The sequence below is a fragment of the Novosphingobium sp. Sphag1I genome, assembly GCF_056279125.1.
Genome location: NZ_JBWBQS010000015.1, coordinates 64,723 through 80,860 on the forward strand (window position 1 = coordinate 64,723; position 16,138 = coordinate 80,860).

At 62.3% G+C, this 16,138-nt stretch carries 13 protein-coding genes; 2 read left to right on the forward strand and 11 right to left on the reverse strand.

From position 1 onward, the window contains the following. Window positions 1-60: 60 nt before the first annotated feature. Complete coding sequence (locus tag ACZ9HU_RS16905) at window positions 61-1,590, reverse strand: carboxylesterase/lipase family protein (RefSeq protein ID WP_476106641.1); 1,530 nt, start codon at window positions 1,588-1,590, stop codon at window positions 61-63. 471 nt (window positions 1,591-2,061) lie between these two features. Here ACZ9HU_RS16905 and ACZ9HU_RS16910 point away from each other — a divergent pair, with 471 nt between their 5' ends. Then, window positions 2,062-4,377 (forward strand): TonB-dependent receptor, encoded by a 2,316-nt coding sequence (locus ACZ9HU_RS16910; RefSeq protein WP_476106644.1) that lies wholly within the window; start codon window positions 2,062-2,064, stop codon window positions 4,375-4,377. 137 nt (window positions 4,378-4,514) lie between these two features. On the opposite strand, the gene ACZ9HU_RS16915 is transcribed toward ACZ9HU_RS16910, so the two are convergent. Together ACZ9HU_RS16915 and ACZ9HU_RS16920 are read right to left on the reverse strand one after the other, a co-directional pair. Then, entirely contained in the window at window positions 4,515-5,630 is a 1,116-nt protein-coding gene (locus tag ACZ9HU_RS16915) for a zinc-binding dehydrogenase (protein WP_476106646.1), read from the reverse strand. A 69-nt stretch (window positions 5,631-5,699) separates the two neighbouring features. Beyond that, window positions 5,700-6,467 carry a glucose 1-dehydrogenase gene (locus ACZ9HU_RS16920; protein WP_476106649.1) on the reverse strand — a complete coding sequence of 256 codons (768 nt, stop codon included), beginning with the start codon at window positions 6,465-6,467 and terminating at the stop codon, window positions 5,700-5,702. A gap of 145 nt (window positions 6,468-6,612) precedes the next feature. Between ACZ9HU_RS16920 and ACZ9HU_RS16925 the strand changes: the two genes are divergently transcribed. Next, window positions 6,613-7,482 carry a 3-hydroxyacyl-CoA dehydrogenase family protein gene (locus tag ACZ9HU_RS16925; protein WP_476106654.1) on the forward strand — a complete coding sequence of 290 codons (870 nt, stop codon included), beginning with the start codon at window positions 6,613-6,615 and terminating at the stop codon, window positions 7,480-7,482. On the opposite strand, the gene ACZ9HU_RS16930 is transcribed toward ACZ9HU_RS16925, so the two are convergent. Genes ACZ9HU_RS16930 through ACZ9HU_RS16965 form a run of 8 tightly spaced genes read right to left on the reverse strand, consistent with a single transcriptional unit; the run spans window position 7,449 to window position 16,136 of the window. Next, window positions 7,449-8,678, reverse strand: a complete 1,230-nt coding sequence (locus tag ACZ9HU_RS16930; protein ID WP_476106657.1) for a cytochrome P450 — start codon at window positions 8,676-8,678, stop codon at window positions 7,449-7,451. The two genes, ACZ9HU_RS16925 and ACZ9HU_RS16930, sit on opposite strands and share 34 nt — an antisense overlap. An 11-nt stretch (window positions 8,679-8,689) precedes the next feature. Beyond that, window positions 8,690-9,745 (reverse strand): phosphotransferase family protein, encoded by a 1,056-nt coding sequence (locus tag ACZ9HU_RS16935; protein ID WP_476106659.1) that lies wholly within the window; start codon window positions 9,743-9,745, stop codon window positions 8,690-8,692. Beyond that, complete coding sequence (locus tag ACZ9HU_RS16940) at window positions 9,735-10,919, reverse strand: acyl-CoA dehydrogenase family protein (protein WP_476106663.1); 1,185 nt, start codon at window positions 10,917-10,919, stop codon at window positions 9,735-9,737. The genes ACZ9HU_RS16935 and ACZ9HU_RS16940 overlap by 11 nt, the downstream gene beginning before the upstream one ends. Before the next feature lie 4 nt (window positions 10,920-10,923). After that, window positions 10,924-11,460, reverse strand: coding sequence for a VOC family protein (locus ACZ9HU_RS16945; RefSeq protein ID WP_476106666.1), 537 nt, complete (start codon window positions 11,458-11,460; stop codon window positions 10,924-10,926). Window positions 11,461-11,473: 13 nt separating this feature from the next. Beyond that, window positions 11,474-12,865 carry a 2-oxo acid dehydrogenase subunit E2 gene (locus ACZ9HU_RS16950; protein ID WP_476106718.1) on the reverse strand — a complete coding sequence of 464 codons (1,392 nt, stop codon included), beginning with the start codon at window positions 12,863-12,865 and terminating at the stop codon, window positions 11,474-11,476. 11 nt (window positions 12,866-12,876) lie between these two features. Next, a complete protein-coding gene (locus ACZ9HU_RS16955; protein ID WP_476106668.1) occupies window positions 12,877-13,890 on the reverse strand; it encodes an alpha-ketoacid dehydrogenase subunit beta in 1,014 nt (337 codons plus the stop codon). Window positions 13,891-13,906: 16 nt separating this feature from the next. Continuing rightward, entirely contained in the window at window positions 13,907-14,890 is a 984-nt protein-coding gene (locus tag ACZ9HU_RS16960) for a thiamine pyrophosphate-dependent dehydrogenase E1 component subunit alpha (RefSeq protein WP_476106669.1), read from the reverse strand. A 37-nt stretch (window positions 14,891-14,927) separates the two neighbouring features. Then, complete coding sequence (locus ACZ9HU_RS16965) at window positions 14,928-16,136, reverse strand: acyl-CoA dehydrogenase family protein (protein WP_476106670.1); 1,209 nt, start codon at window positions 16,134-16,136, stop codon at window positions 14,928-14,930. Window positions 16,137-16,138 lie beyond the last annotated feature (2 nt).

The window sequence follows — 16,138 nt, forward strand, 5'->3', positions numbered from 1 at the left end:
AGGGGCGCTGCATCATGCCATGGTGACATGACTGCGTGGCTCCGGCGCAGTTCGCCTTGCCTATCCTCGTTCAGCAATTTCCCATATCAGGCGCTCCTGCCGGTCAGGATCATGAGCCAGAACCGACGTTTTATCGAGGACCATTGTTGCCCGTTCCTCCGGCATGTAGCGCGGCCACAGGGGAAGGCCAGCGCCCTTTGGCGCACCGCCTCGCACAAAGCTGACCATCGCGCTGTGCATGGCATCGGCCAGCGGTTGGTCCGCATTGGAAAGGCCAAAGAAGGCAACAATCCCGGGCGCTTTCAGATGGTCAAACGTGAAGGGAACATCGAGGACATGCGGCGAAAGCCCCTTGAAGGGGCCACCTGGCGCCGGATAGGTCAGCCGATAGCGCCAGACATTGGCCCCGCGTCGCGCATGGGCCTGTGCGATACGCAGGCCGGGCATGCCATATTCCTCCGCCGTCAACAGTCGCCAATGACGTTCAGCGTCGGTCAGTGCGGGAAAAGCAGCAGCATAGGCCTGATCGAGAGCGGCCATGCGCGCCATGCTTTCATTGGCCACGGATTGCGTGCGCAAGGGTCCTGCGGCCTGATTGGCCGGTAAAAACAGCCGACTTTCATCCGCATTGCTGCCGATCAGCATCGGGATCGGCGGTGCCTTTGCCGATGCGATCCGGTCGAGTGGGACCATCGGCAAGGTGTGGCCATCGACCATCGGGCGGAATGGGAAATTACCCGGCCATGCCGATTTTGCCGATGATTGCGCGGCAAGGATATGATCCATGTCCGCCGTAAGCAATTTGTCCGAACCGCCCAGCTTTTCCGCATAGAGGCGGGCAAAATTTTCTGCCTCCATGCGGTTGTGCACCGTTTGCGCGCCGCCGCTGAACAGGGCAGCGCGGGCGTAAAGTCCATCCGCCATCGGCATGCCGATCAGAGTGCCGACATTTTTCCCGCCCGCCGATTCGCCCGCAATGGTAACGCGGCGCGGATCGCCGCCGAAACCGGCAATATTGGCCCGAACCCAACGCAGAGCCAGCACCAGATCGGTAACGCCAAGGTTGGCGCTGCCCGCATAATCGGCGCCGAGCAGCCCGCCCAATTCCATAAAGCCCAAAGCGCCGAGCCGGTAATTGACCGTTACGCAAACCACACCGTCATCGGCAAAGCGATCGCCCGCCGTCAGCGCTTCTCCGCTCCATCCCGCTTCATTGGCGCCGCCGTGTATATACACCAGCACCGGATGCGGCCCCGCCGATGCCGGTGCCCAGATGTTGAGATGGAGGCAATCCTCGCTCATTCGGCCGGGCAAGGGCGTCATGCCCGGCAATTGGGGGGCGACGGCCGCAGGGCCGGTGGCATCCAGCACATCGCGCCGTTTGCGGGCCATGACGGCGGGTTTGAAGCGTGCCGCATGGCCATAGGGGATGCCGGTAAAGATACGGATGCCTCCTTCGACTCTGCCTCGCACCAACCCTTGCGCGGTGGCGACGGTCAGTCGCTGGGCGCCGGCGCCGTGCAACGGACCCGCGAGCGGGGCCGAGGTCAGCAGGCCGAGCATGGTTCTGCGGTTGATCCGATAGGTCATTTCGGGCGCCTTTCTGATGGAGGGAGCTGTGCGCAAGGTTTGGAAAGAGGCCAAAGGTGCGCTTTTTTTATCGTTGCGGATTCCTGTTCGTTGAGGTCGGAATAAGAGGAAATTTTAATTTTGTATACAAAACTGGCGTCTGTCGTCGGGGATATGGGGTATTTTGCAGATGGCTATGGTTTGACGGCAGGGTTTTGTGCGCAATTTATGGATTATCGTAATATTGCGCATACAATTATGAGATTCATGTTTGACAGTACGCTGACTCTGAAATACCTGAATGCGCGAGTGGCGGCATAAGGTATGCGCAAACTCTAAAAACAAGCAATAATTGCATACGTCACGCGTGTGCCGTGGGATGAGAGATTTCTGAAAGGGAAGCGTGTGCCGCTTTACCTGCCGTCGCGGCAAATATTCGGCGGGCTTTCCTTTCAACTATATGAAAAAACAATATTTGTTGGGAGATACGCTATGAAAACCAAACTCGCTTTGTCGATTTCACTTGCCGCGTTGACGTTGGGCATGCCGGGGGTGGGGCACGCCGCCGCCGCGCCCGCCAAGGGAGAGCAGGGCGCAGGGGTTGTCGACATTGTCGTGACCGCGCAAAAGCGCAGTGAGCGCCTTCAGGATGTTCCTGTCGCGGTCAGTTCGGTGAGCGGAGAAGTTCTCAAAGCGGCCAATCTGAGTAACATCACCGACATCCGTTTTCTGGCGCCCAGCGTTCAGTTCGCGGAGTCAAACAGCGTGCGCGGGGAAGGTTTTGCCATTCGTGGCGTTGGCACTTTCGCCTTTGCCGATGGCACCGAACAAAGCGTGAGCGTGGTGGTGGACGGCGTGGTTCTGGGCCGCCCTGGCATGGGCACGGGCGATCTGGCCGATATTGCGCAGGTTGACATTCTGCGCGGACCACAAGGCATGTTGTTTGGCAAGGGCGGTTCGGCGGGCGTCGTGTCGATCAGCACGAAGAACCCGGTCCAGAAATTTGAAGCCAGCGCGCGCGCATCCTATGGCACCGACAATGAAACCAAGCTGGAGGCGATGGTCAACCTTCCGGTCAATGATAAATTGGCATGGCGCGTGAACGGCTATTTCAACCACCGCGATGGTTTCATCAAAAACGTATACACCGGAAAAACGCTTGGTCGCCAATCCGAGGGCGGTTTCCGAACCAAGCTGCTTTATAAGCCGAGCGATGACTTTTCTGCCCTTCTCTCGTTTGACTGGGGACAGCACAATTCGGCCTGTTGCCAATCGGTTATCGTGGGCACGGTGGGTGCCTCGCCGACGAACTATGTTGTTTCGCGCCTGAACGCCTACAACATTGTACCCAGCCTCAACAATCGCCAGACCAATGTTGGCGGGCCGGTCTATCTGAACATGGTGCAATGGGGCGCATCGGCGGAACTCAACAAATCGATTGGCGATTATACGCTGACCTCGATCACGGCGTTCCGGCGTTGGCTGATCCATGACAACACCGACACCGGCTTTACCGACACGCCCTTCTTTCCGATCAATGGTGCCGATGAGGCCCAGCAGCAGTTGACGCAGGAATTGCGATTTGCTTCGCCAAAGCGGGGACTGCTCGATTATGTGGTAGGGCTTTATTACTTCAATCAGAACCTGAAGGCCGCCTATCCGCAGCAGGGCCAACTTGGGCTGCCCGCGACCAACGCCGTTTTCAGCCGCAAGGCCCAGCCCGATATTCAAACGCTCAACTACGCGCTCTTTGGCCAGGGCAATATCAATCTGACCAGCAAGTGGAAAGTGATTGTCGGAGGGCGCTATACTCACGACGATCTGACCATGGTCAATTACAACCGCACACTGGTCAGCCCGACCGACAATGCCTTTCCCGGCGCGGCGCCTTTGTCGTTCAATCAGACCAATTATCCCAGCAACCGCAAGGCCGACAATTTCAGCTATAAGCTGGGCATGGAATATAAGATCACGCCCGATGTGATGGCCTATGCTACCTATTCGCGCGGCTATAAGGGGCCGGGCATCGGTCTGGTCAGCGGCTATGCTTTGGGCCAACCGCTGTTTTCAAACCCGGAAATCCCCACCAATTATGAGGTGGGCCTGAAGACCGCGTGGTTCAACCGTAAGCTGGTGTTTAACATCGACGCGTTCCACACCGATATTCAGGATTTCCAGACACAGGTGGCCACGCCCTTTATCTTTAACGGCACCAATCTGGCCATTCTTCAGATCGCCAATGCGGGCAAGGTGCGCACGCGTGGGGTGGAAATGGACTTTACCGCCCGCCCGAGCCAGCGGCTGACGATTGGTGGCAACATGGCGTTTATCGACGCCATCTTTGCCTATTTCCCCAACGGCACCTGCAATTACACCAGCCAGCCAGGGTGTTTCACCAGCACCACCATTCCCGGCACATCGACCACAGTTCCGGCGACCAGCTTTATGAACAACACCGGACGCACTTTGCCTAACAGCCCCAAATTCACCTTCTCGGTCAATGCCAGCTATGACGTGCCCGTCAGTGCCAGCATGACCGGCTTTATCCGGGCCAATTACAATTATCGCAGTTCGGTGAACTTCAGCGCCAATGGCGATGCACTCACCGCGCAGCGCGGCTATGGTATCGCCGGGGGCCAGATCGGCATTCGCGACGCCGATGGACGCTGGAGCGCGGCGGTCTTTGCCCGTAACCTGTTCAACACCCGCTTTGTCACCGCGATCACCAACAATGGCAGCTATCAGACCGCATGGCTGACCACGCAGGCGATGCGCACGGTGGGTGTGACGGTGGACGCCAAGTTCTGATCCTCCCGCGCTTTTAGGGAGCCAGACATTGCCCCCGTTGTCGGACGTTCGGCAACGGGGGCGTTCAAGATCCGCAGTTCGCGCGCGTGCCGCTGCCGCAAAAGGATCGCGCTGTTACACGCCAATCGACCCGTTCATCACACGGGGGCCGAAGGCAGGATCAGGAACTTGCTGCCCGTTGCGCGCCTTGTATAATCAGTGACAGCTTCACGCGAGAGGGCATCGGCAAGCGACAATTCACCCTTGTAATGACAAGCAAAGGTCGTCGTCAGTTCCGCCGCGACGCGGCCATACATTCGCGCCCTGGCCTCGGGGCCGAGCCGTTCCATCATCGGCACGAGCAACCAGCCCGACACATCCCACACAAAGCCGAGCGATCGCGGCAGGCTGATTGGCGCCATATCCAGCGCGCCATAAACAAATCCCCGCTTCACCTGCGTCGAGCCATAGCGCGAATAGGCACCATCAGCCGTTGCCACCCGTTCCATCGCGGTCAGGATCGTGCCCAGCAACGGCCCGCCGCCGATGGCATCAAAGACAACCCGCGCGCCGGTTTCCGTCAACGCCTGCTCAAGTTCTTGAGAGAATGTGGCGCTGGTACTATCCACTACATATTGCGCCCCCATGGCACGCAGCAATTCAACCTGCTGGGCGCTGCGCACGATATTGACAAGCGGGATACCGTCGGCAAGGCACAGTCGCACCAGCATCTGGCCCAGATTGGATGCCGCCGCCGTATGGACCATGGCGGACAGCCCTTCGGCCCGCATGGTTTCGATAAAGGCCAGCGCCGTCAAGGGGTTGACAAAGGCGGCTGCGCCCTGACGCGGGCTTACCCCTTCGGGCAGCACCATGCAATCGGCGGACGGGATGACGCGATACTGGCTGTACATCGCCCCGGCAAAGGCGGCCACACGCTGTCCGATCAAGGATTGAGCGTTGGCGCCTGCGGCCACCACGATCCCTGCGCCTTCATTGCCGATGCCCAACGGCTGACCTATCCTCGCGCCAAGTGCCTTCATGGCGGCGGGCGACACCGGGGCCTCAACGCGCCCCGGCCCATAGGTGGCCTCAGCGATCAGTGCCGGACCGAACATCAGCCCCAGATCGGAAGGGTTGATCGGGGCCGCCTCCACCTGAACCACCACATCGTCCGGGCCGGGCGTGGGCAGGGGCTGTTCGACCAGTTCGACCACCATCCTTGCGTCTTCGCGCAAAGTGGTGACAAGCGCGCGGGTGGTGGGTGGCAGCATTGCATATCTCCGAAAAATCACGGTGGTGGAACGGTTCCGGTAAGCCTGAAGCGGGCGGCCCTTGACGGCTTATCGTGTCAGATACCCCGCCTCAACCCCAAGAGCGTGGCCGGTGACATAGCTGGCCGCATCCGAACACAGCCATGCGCTGGCCTCGGCCACTTCCTCGGGGCGGCCAAACCGGCCGAACAGACTGAGCGCGGGGGCGAAATCGGCCTCGGTATAGCCGGTGTCGGCCAGCGATTGGCGCAGCATCGGCGTGTCGATGGCGCCGGGCATCACGGCATTCACGCGGATCCCCTTGGGCGCATATTCGACGCTGCCGGTCTTGGTCAGGCCGATCACGCCATGTTTGGCCGCGACATAGGCCGAATTGCCGGGCAGAGGCCGCACCGAGCTGACCGAGGCGATATTGACGATGGCGCCCGCGCCGCCCTGCGCCAGCATCTGGCGGATCTCATATTTCATGCAAAGCATCACCGAGCGCAGATTGACCCGGATCACCCGGTCCCACACCTCCATGTCGGCATCGGCAATCGGCAACAGATCGGGCGCGATGGCCGCATTGTTGACCGCGCAATCAAGGCGGCCATAGGTGGCAACACAGGCCGCAACCATCGCGGCCACCTGATCTTCCTCGGCCACATCGCAGAGTTGCGCCGCAGCCGCCCCGCCCGCATCCAGAATGGATTGCACGGTTTCGCGCGCCGCATCCATATTGCGGTCGGCCACCATCACGCTTGCGCCATATCCGGCCATGACCTGTGCCGTGGCCGCGCCCATGCCCATGCCGCCGCCCGTGACCAAGGCCACCTTGCCATTCAGCCTGTTTCGCATTGCCCTTCTCCCGTTTGCCATCTGTGCGGCCGGGGTAATTCTGGCATGGCGGGGCGCGCTTGCCCCCTATCCTTTGAGGCAGTGTTGCAGGTCGCATGCGCGCCTTACCTCTGGTTCAACACATGGCCATGAAAGGTTGAGAAACATGCAGATTGTTGGCGTGATCGGCGCAGGTCAGATGGGCGTGGGTATCGCCCAGACCGCCGCGCAGACCGGGCACAAGGTGTTCCTGTCCGATGTCAGCCTGACGCGGGCCGAGCAGGGCAAGGCCGGGATCGGCAAGGCGCTGAACCGGTTGGTGGCCAAGGGGAAGATGGACGAGGCGCGGGCGGGCGCGATTCTCGACGCGATCACGCCGGTCGCCGATATCGCCCCCATGACGGCGGCCGACATCATTATTGAGGCCGCCACCGAGCGCGAGGATATCAAGCTCAAAATTTTTGAAAGCACCGCCGCCGTGCTGGGCGCCGATGCGGTGCTGGCCACGAACACCAGTTCGCTCTCGATCACCCGCATGTCGCGCGCCGCGCCCGATCAGGGGCGATTTATCGGCATGCACTTCTTTAATCCGGTGCCGGTGATGCCGTTGGTCGAAGTCATTCCCGGCCTCGCCACCCGCGCCGACATCACCGCGCGCACCCGCGCCTTTGGCGAAAAGCTGGGCAAGACCGTGGTGCTGGCGCAGGATGATCCCGGCTTTGTCGTCAACCGGATCTTTGTACCCTTTATCAACGAGGCGATCTTTGTGCTGGGCAATGGCACGGGCAGTATCGTTGACATCGACGCCGGGGTGAAGCTGGGGCTGGCCCATCCGATGGGGGCACTCGAACTGGCTGATTTCATTGGGCTGGATACGCTGTATGAGATCATGATGGTCTATTTGCGCACCACCGGCGACAGCAAATACCGCCCCGCGCCCTTGCTGCAAAAATATGTCGAGGCCGGATGGTATGGCCGAAAGACGGGCCGGGGCTTCTATGATTACTCCGGCGACGCGCCCGTTCCCACGCGCTGATCCCAGATCAGAGGAAGGCTGGTCAAGGTGCCGACATTGCCAGCCTTCATCGTGACGGGCCGCGCTGGGTCGATGGCAAATTCGGGCAGCGCGCCCAGCCATTCCTGAAGAAACACGATCATTTCCATCCGCGCCAGCCCGGCGCCCACGCAGCGATGCGCGCCTGCGCCAAAGGTGGTGTGGTGGATGGGATTAAGCCCGCGATCAAAGCGCGCCACCTCGGGCTGGTCGAAACAGGCCGGGTCGAGATTGTGCAGCATGCTGGGCAGATAGACGATGTCGCCCGTTTTGATGGTGACGCCGTTGACGTCAATATCGGCCACCGCATTGCGCGACACCGAGGCGGAGGGATAGCGGCGCATCAACTCATCCGCCGCCGCCGGGATCAAATCGGGCCGGGCGCGCAGCAGGCGCTGATCCGCAGGATAACGGGCAAGGTGCATTGCCACCATGCCCACCATCGCCGCCACCGTATCCAGCCCCGCAAACAGGATATTGCGTGCCATGCGCAGCGCCTCGTCCAGCGTCCATGCGCGGCCCTGCACCGGCTCGGCCAAAATGCGGCTGAGCAGATCATCACCCGGCGCGGCCAGCCTTTGCTGGACATGGGGGCGCAGATAATCATCCACCGCATCGCGCAATTCGACCACGCTCATCGTGCCATCGGGCCGGGTGAGTTGCGCGCCCAGCGGGCGCAGCTTTTCGCGATCCTCAACCGGCACGCCCAGCATCGAGAGAAAGATGTGGACCGGAAAGATCTCGGCAAAATCGGGCATGAAATCGCATGAGCCGCGCGGGGCGAGGCCCGCGATCAATTCCTGCGCCAGCGCGCGCACCGCCGGTTCCAGCGCGGCAATATGGCGTCCGGCAAAGCCCTTCATGATGGGATTGCGAAACGCCTTATGCTCGGCCCCGTCATTTTGCAGCGGGATCAATTGCATCACCTCGCCCAGCCCCGGCACCACGGCCAGAACCTGGCTCGACAGGTTTTGGCCGTCCGCCCAGAGGCGTCGGATCACCGCGCCATCGGTGGCGATCCAGTGTCCGCCAAAGGCCGTTGTCCACACCAGTCCCGGCCCGCCGGGGCGGCGCAGCGCCTGCCATGCCGCGATATAATCAACCTCTGCGCCGGGCGGATCAAAGATGTTGAAATCGACGACCAGATCGGCGGAGATATGCGCGGGAATGGTGGCCATGACGTGGCTTTCTAGATAAAGGAATGGGCAAGGCGCGCCAGTTTGGGAAAGGCCTGCGCCCTTTGCGCGGCCTGCGCATTGCTGGCATTGCCGCGCAGGACGCGTCCCTTGATGCCATGGAAAATCGCGGCCAGACGGAAGTAGTTGAAGGCCAGATAGAAGTTCCAATTGTCGATGCCGGTCCGCCCGGTCCGTCGGCAATAGGCCGCGATGTAATCCTCAAGCGGGGGCAAGCCCAGCGCCACGGGATCGGCCCCGCCCAGCCCCGCGACAATATCGGGCGGCATCGAATAGACCATCGCGTGATAGGCAAAATCGGCCAGCGGATGGCCCAGCGTTGACAGTTCCCAATCCAGCACGGCCAGAATGCGCGCCTCGGTCGGGTGGAAAATCACGTTGTCGATGCGGAAATCGCCGTGGACGATGCTGGTTTCATCGCCGTCCGGAATGGCGCCGGGTAACCATGCTACCAATTCATCCATCACAGGGTCGCGCCCGGCCAGATCATCGGCCAGATATTGCTCGCTCCAACGTTTGATCTGACGGGCGAAATAATTGCCGGGGCGCCCGTAATCGCCCAGCCCGACCGCGCCGTAATCCACATTATGCAGTGCGGCGATGACGCGGTTGGTTTCATCGTAATAGGCCGCCCGCGCGCCCTTGGGCAAATCGGCAAGGGCGGCGTCCCAGAACACGCGGCCCTCGACCATATCCATGATGTAGAACGCGCTGCCGATGATGCTCTCATCCTCGCACACGGCATGGATGCGTGCGACCGGCACATCGCTGCCCGCCAGCGCCTGCTGCACCCGCGCCTCGCGCAGCACATCATGCGCGCCCTTCAGCACCGGCCCGGCAGGTTTGCGGCGCAGGACATAGCGCGCGCCGGGCGTGGTCAGCCGATAGGTCGGGTTCGATTGCCCGCCCTTGAACTGTTCAACCGTGATCGGCCCGCCAAAGCCGTCGAGATGGGCCGCCGCCCAGCTTTCCAGCGCGCCCACATCGAACAGTGTCCGCATGGCGCCCACCCCGCTGTTGGCGGCGGCGATGTCGGCCTTATCCGCCATGGGCGTGTTTCCAATCGCGCTTGATCTTTTTGGCAAGGCTCCATTTGTGAACCTCGGTCGGGCCGTCATAGATGCGGAAAGCGCGCACCTCGCGAAAGACCTGTTCGACGATGGTGCGGTCGGTCACGCCCGTCCCGCCCATCACTTGAACACAGCGATCCGCGATCCGCATCAGCGCCTCGGACACCGCAACCTTGGCCATGGAGCTTTCCACCGTGCCAAGGCTGCCCGTGTCCAGCACGCCTGCGCACCAGTCGATCATCAATTCGGCCTGTTTGATGTCGATCATGTTTTCGGCCAGCATGAAGCCCACACCCTCGTGGTCGATCAATTGTTTACCGAAAGCCATGCGGCGGTTCGCATAATCGCTGGCGATTTCATGCGCGCGGATGCAGCCGCCCAGCCAGCGCATGCAATGTGAGAGCCGGGCAGGGGACAGGCGCACCTGCGCATATTTGAACCCGTCGCCCGCATGGCCCAGCAATTGATCGGCGGGCACGCGCAGATTGTCGATCGTCACATCGGCATGGCTGCCGGGCATCGAAGTGTCGATCGTATTGGGCACATCATCAATCCGGATCGCCGGATCGGGCAGATCGACCAGGAACATGCAGGCGCCGCCCTTGCTGTCCTCCTCCTCGGATTTGGCCATGACGATGCCGACGCTGGCCCCTTGCGCCCCGGTGATGAAGCGCTTTTTGCCATGGATGACCCAGTGGTTGCCATCGCGCCGACAGGTGGTGATCATCATCGCAGGGTCCGAACCCGCCCCGCCCAGTTCGGCCGGTTCGGTCATGAAAAAGGCCGAACGCGCCCGCCCTTCGACCAGCGGGCGAAGGAAGCGCTCCTTCAGTTCGGCAGAGGCCACATGGCCGATCAGATACATGTTGCCCTCATCGGGCGCCATCGTGTTACAGGCCAGCGGCCCCAGCGGCGACAGACCCGAGGCGATCAGCACCATAGCCGTTTCGCGCTGGGTCAGATGCGACCCATCGGGCAGGATATGCGGGGTCAAAACCCCGGCGGCCCGCGCCAGATCGCGCATTTCATAGACCAGTTCGTCCAGCGGCGCGCCGTGATGGTCGCGGCGCGGGTCGCTCTCATAGGGGATGATCCGGGTGCGGACGAAATCCTCCACCCTTGCCGCGATTTCGGCTGCGCGCTGTGTCACCATGTCCTTAACCCAGCCTGCGCAGCGGTTCGCTGCCGTCCCAGTCGCGGGCGGCCTCGCGCATCATGGCGAACAATTCCGCTCCGCCCTCCATCAGCTTGACATATTCGATGACATTGCCCGGCCCGCCGCCCGCGTCGGCATAGATGACCGCGCCGCTTTCCCCGACCTTGCCCTCGATCAGGATCGTCGCGCCCGCTTCGTTCAACGCCGCGCGCGCCGCGTCAATATCGTCCACCGCAACACATACATGGTGCAGCCGGTCCTTGACCGCATATTCGCCGGTATAGATCGAGGGCGCGTCATTTTCCGCGCGGATCAACTCGATCTGCATGTCGCCCCAATAGCCCCATGCCGCCGAGATCACCGCATCGCTGGGCTGGCCCAGATAGGTCATGTCGGCAATCTGGATGTTTTCCATGATAAAGAAGGGACCGGCCCCCACCACTTGCGTCCAATGGCGGATGGCGGCGTCAAAATCGGATGGCAGATAGGCCATCTGAAAAATCGGGCCGATGTCGGTAAGCGGGCCACGCTTGGCCATGATGATGATCCTTTCAGGCGAACAGGGCTTCGGGCGCTTCGATCAGCCCCTTGAGCGTTGCGAGGAACTGGGCCGCCGCCGCGCCGTCAATCGCGCGATGATCGACCGAGAGGGTCAGCGCGAGGCGGGTCTCAAAACCCATGCTGCCATCAGGCTTTTCACAGGGCGCCCGCCCCGCCGCGCCCACGGCAAGGATCGCGGCCTGCGGCGGATTGATGATGGCGGCAAATTCCTCCACGCCGAACATGCCAAGGTTCGAGATCGAGAAAGTCCCGCCCTCCATATCGCCCAGCGAAAGCCGCCCGGCCTTGGCCTTGTCGATCAAAGCGCTAGTGGCCTGCGAGATCTGGGCCACGCTTTGCCGGTTGGCCTGGCGCACGATGGGGGTGACCAGGCCATGGGGGCCGGCCACCGCAATGGCGATGTCGGCATGGGCATAGCGGTGGATGGTTGACCCGTGCACCTGCACATTGACATCGGGATGCCGGACCAGCGCCAAAGCGGCGGCGCGCACCAGATAGTCGTTGATCGAGGCACGCGCGCCCAGCACCAGATTGGCCGTCTTGCGCAGGGCCAGCAATGCATCGAGCCGCGCGCTGGAGCGCAGATAGAAATGCGGGATCTCCTGCTTGGCCTGCGTCAGGCGCTGGGCCACCACTTTACGCACGCGGTCGAAGGGGATGATGGCGGGCGGATTGGGCACGGCCGAAAAGGCCGCGCCCGGCGTCGGCACCGGCTTATCGACCAGCGCCAGCACATCGGCCTTGGAAATGCGCCCGCGCGGGCCTGTTCCGGTCACGCCCGACAGGTCGATCCCATGCTGGGCGGCAATCCGCCGGGCCAGAGGCGAGGCAAAGGCCTTGCCATCCTCGACCGCCACCACCAGCGCACCCGACAGCATCGGATTTGCCGGAGCCTTGAGCGCCTGCTGCACATCCTGCAGGGTGATGCGGCCATTCCGGCCCGAACCCTCGATCGGTTCAATGTCCAGCCCGCTCGCCTGCGCCAATTTCAGCGCTTCGGGGCTGATGGCGCGGTTGGTCTGGATCGGGCGCGGGGTCGAGGCGGGATTATCCTGCGCCGCCGCGCCGGGATTGACCGGCGCATTGGCGGGGCGGAACGCGGCGATGAAGGCGTCGATCTCCTCCGCGCTGGTCCCGGCCTGTGCGGTCACGGCCAGTAGCGTGCCGACCGGCTGCGCCTCGCCCCCGGCAGGCACCAGCACGCGGGCCAAGACGGCGTCATATTCGGCCTCGACCTCATTGGTGATTTTGGCGGTTTCGATCAGGCACAGCAATTGGCCACGGGAAAAGGCCTCTCCTTCGGCCACTTTCCAGTCGGCCAGCGTGCCTTCGGTCATTTCGATGCCCCATTTGGGCATACAGAACGGGCGGATGTCCGGCATCATCGCCTCCCTTATCGCCATGCCAGCACGCGGCGCACCGCCGCCTCGATCTTGTCGACCGAGGGCAGATAGGCGCTTTCCAATTCGCGGGCGAAGGGGATGGGCGTGTGCGGCGGGGTGACCTGCAGCGGCGGAGCCTTGAGGCTGGAAAAGGCCTTTTCGGCCACCAGCGCGCAAAGATCCGCGCCAAGCCCGCAGCGCGGCGGGGCTTCATCCACCACCACCACGCGGCCCGTCACCTCCACGCTGTCGAGAATGGTCTCCTCATCCAGCGGGCTGGTGGTGCGCAGGTCGATGACATCGCAGCCGATCCCTTCGCCCGCCAGCTTGTCCGCCACCGCCTCGCACATGCCAAGCAAAAGGCCGGAGGAGATGATCGTAACATCGCCGCCCGCGCGCGAAAGACGCGCATGACCAAAGGGGATCATGAAATCACGATCATCGGGCACCTCGCCGGTGGTGGCGTAAAGCGCCTTGTGTTCGAGAAAGATCACCGGATCATCGTCGCGGATCGCGGTGCGCAGCAGGCCCTTCACATCGGCGGGCGTGGTCGGCATCACCACCTTCAACCCCGGCATCCCGGTCAGGATCTGATGCACGCTCTGGCTGTGCTGTGCCGCGGCATTATATCCCGCGCCATAGGCCATGCGGATCACCGCCGGGCATCGCGTCTTGCCGCCGAACATATAGCGGAATTTGGCGATCTGGTTCCAGATCTGGTCGAGCGAGACGCCGATGAAGTCGGCAAACATCAACTCGGCAATCGGCCTTTTGCCCGAGAGCGCCAAACCCGCCGCCGCGCCGACAATCGCGCTTTCCGAAATCGGCGTGTCGATCACGCGGGTCGGCCCGAATTTATCATACAGCCCGGTCGAGGTGGACCAGATGCCGCCGATGGCTTCGGGGCCGCCCTCGGTCCCCATGCCGCCCACGACATCTTCGCCCAGCACCACCACATTGGGGTCGCGCTCCATCTCCTCCATGATGGTGGAGAGCACGGCGGCGCGGTACATCATATTGCTCATCAAATCTCTCCCGCGCTTAATAGGCGATATAGACGTCGGCCAGAATGTCCTCGGCGGTGGGCCGGTCGGCGGCGCGGGCGGCGGCGACGGCGCCCTCGATGGCGCCCATCACATCGGCGTCCAACGCGTCCAGATCGGCATCGGCCAACACGCCCGCGCCCGTCACCGAGGCGCGGAATTTGGTGAGGCAATCACGCGTGGCGCGGATACGGTCGAGTTCGCCCGGCCCGCGATAGCGTTGGGGGTCGCCCTCAAAATGGCCAAAGAAGCGTTCGGTATCGAATTCCACCGCCGCCGGGCCATTGCCTGCGCGCACGTAATCCAGCACCTCGCGCATCGTGTCATGGACGGCGAAGAAATCGGTGCCGTCCGCGCGCCATGCCTTCATGCCAAAGGCCTCGGCGCGACTGGCGATGTCCTGATTGGTGCCCACCGCATAGGAGACGCCGGTGTGTTCGGAATAATGGTTGTTTTCGAATACAAAGATGCAGGGCGCCTTTGTCACGGAGGCAAGGTTCATCGCCTCAAAGGTTGTGCCCTGATTGCAGGCGCCGTCGCCGGAAAAGGCAATGGCGACGCTCAGCCCGTCCGGCCCCGGCCCATCGACCCGCGATGCCAGCGCCGCGCCCACCGCAATCGGCGCGCCCGCCCCCACGATGCCATTGGCACCCAGCATGCCCTTGGTCACATCGGCAATATGCATCGACCCGCCCTTGCCCTTGCACAGGCCTTCGCGGCTGCCCCAGATTTCTTTCATCATGTCATTCACATCGCAGCCTTTGGCCAGACAATGGCCATGGCCGCGATGTGTCGAAACGATCTTGTCGGCAGGGGAGAGGTGTTCGCACACGCCCACCGCCACGGCCTCTTGGCCGCAGTAGAGATGGGTGAAACCGGCAATCTCGCCGGTCTGGATTTCGACATGCAGCCGCTCTTCAAATTCGCGGATGATCTTCATCTGGCGATAGGCGGCCAGCAGGGCTTCTCGGCTCAATTGCATTTCCGGCTCCCGGCGTTTTGTTATCTTGTTGAATGGACTAGAGGTTTAGCACCGTCTTGGCGATGATGCTGGCCTGAACCTCGTTGGTCCCGCCAAAAATGGTCCATGCCCGACTGTTGAGATAACGGGCGGCGGCAACCTGTGTCTGGCGGCTGTGAACGGGGGGCGGCGCATCGGGGCCATAGAGCGGGCGGCGCGTGTCCAGTTCCAGCCCGGCAAGGCCCAGCAGATCCATCGCCATCAGGTCGATCTCTTGCCGCAGGTTGGAGGCAAGCAGCTTGACCAGCGAGGTTTGCGGCCCCGGCGCCCGACCCTGCGCGATTTCGGAGAGGATCTTGAGCTCGATCATCTCCAGTGATTCCACCCCCAATCGTGCCCGCGCCGCGCGCCGTCGCCAATCGGCATTGGCGGCCATCGCGCCGCCCGCGCCATCAGGCTGATCGGCGGCATCGGCGCAGATCCGGCGCAGGTCATAGGCCAGCTTGGGCGCATGGCACGAACCACCGCGTTCATTTTCGAGCAGAAACTTGGCCAGCTTCCACCCATCGCCTTCCGCGCCGACCAGATCGGTGGCGGGCACGACGACATCCTCCAGAAAGACCTGATTGACCTCATGGTCGCCCGCCAGCGTCAGGATCGGGCGAACCGAAATCCCCGGCTGGTTCATGTCCACCAAGAAGAAGGAAATGCCGGTGCTCTTGTGCCCGCTGGCATCGGTGCGGGCCAGACAGAACATCCGGTTGGCCCAATGGGCATGGGTGGTCCAGATCTTGGATCCGTTGAGAATATAGCGGTCGCCATCCCGCACCGCCCGGCATTGCAGGCTGGCCAGATCCGATCCGCTGGCCGGTTCCGAAAAGCCCTGACACCAATAATCCTCGCCCGACAGGATGCGGGGCAGGTAATGGGCCTTCTGCTGCGCCGTGCCAAAGGTGTAGATGACCGGCGCCACCAGTTTCAGCCCCAGCACGGTCAGGTTGGGCGCGCCCGCCTCGGCGCATTCTTTTTCAAAGATATAGCGTTGTACCGGGGTCCAGCCTGTGCCGCCATATTCCTTGGGCCATTGATAGGCCAGCCAGCCTTGTTCGTTGAGGATCGCGTTCCACGTCTGCCCAATGTCGGGTTCGACAAAGACCGAGGGTGTGGCCGCCGCGCCCTCTCGAATTTCCGGCGTCAGATGCGTGGCCAGAAAGGCGCGAACCTCTTCGCGAAAGCCGAGTTCATCAGGGGATAGTTCTAGGTTCATGG

Bases quoted from the DNA above. Each gene is read 5' to 3' on its own strand.
- ACZ9HU_RS16905 (WP_476106641.1), bottom strand. From the start codon at position 1,590: ATGACCTATCGGATCAACCGCAGAACCATGCTCGGCCTGCTGACCTCG.
- ACZ9HU_RS16910 (WP_476106644.1), top strand. From the start codon at position 2,062: ATGAAAACCAAACTCGCTTTGTCGATTTCACTTGCCGCGTTGACGTTG.
- ACZ9HU_RS16915 (WP_476106646.1), bottom strand. From the start codon at position 5,630: ATGCTGCCACCCACCACCCGCGCGCTTGTCACCACTTTGCGCGAAGAC.
- ACZ9HU_RS16920 (WP_476106649.1), bottom strand. From the start codon at position 6,467: ATGCGAAACAGGCTGAATGGCAAGGTGGCCTTGGTCACGGGCGGCGGC.
- ACZ9HU_RS16925 (WP_476106654.1), top strand. From the start codon at position 6,613: ATGCAGATTGTTGGCGTGATCGGCGCAGGTCAGATGGGCGTGGGTATC.
- ACZ9HU_RS16930 (WP_476106657.1), bottom strand. From the start codon at position 8,678: ATGGCCACCATTCCCGCGCATATCTCCGCCGATCTGGTCGTCGATTTC.
- ACZ9HU_RS16935 (WP_476106659.1), bottom strand. From the start codon at position 9,745: ATGGCGGATAAGGCCGACATCGCCGCCGCCAACAGCGGGGTGGGCGCC.
- ACZ9HU_RS16940 (WP_476106663.1), bottom strand. From the start codon at position 10,919: ATGGTGACACAGCGCGCAGCCGAAATCGCGGCAAGGGTGGAGGATTTC.
- ACZ9HU_RS16945 (WP_476106666.1), bottom strand. From the start codon at position 11,460: ATGGCCAAGCGTGGCCCGCTTACCGACATCGGCCCGATTTTTCAGATG.
- ACZ9HU_RS16950 (WP_476106718.1), bottom strand. From the start codon at position 12,865: ATGCCGGACATCCGCCCGTTCTGTATGCCCAAATGGGGCATCGAAATG.
- ACZ9HU_RS16955 (WP_476106668.1), bottom strand. From the start codon at position 13,890: ATGAGCAATATGATGTACCGCGCCGCCGTGCTCTCCACCATCATGGAG.
- ACZ9HU_RS16960 (WP_476106669.1), bottom strand. From the start codon at position 14,890: ATGCAATTGAGCCGAGAAGCCCTGCTGGCCGCCTATCGCCAGATGAAG.
- ACZ9HU_RS16965 (WP_476106670.1), bottom strand. From the start codon at position 16,136: ATGAACCTAGAACTATCCCCTGATGAACTCGGCTTTCGCGAAGAGGTT.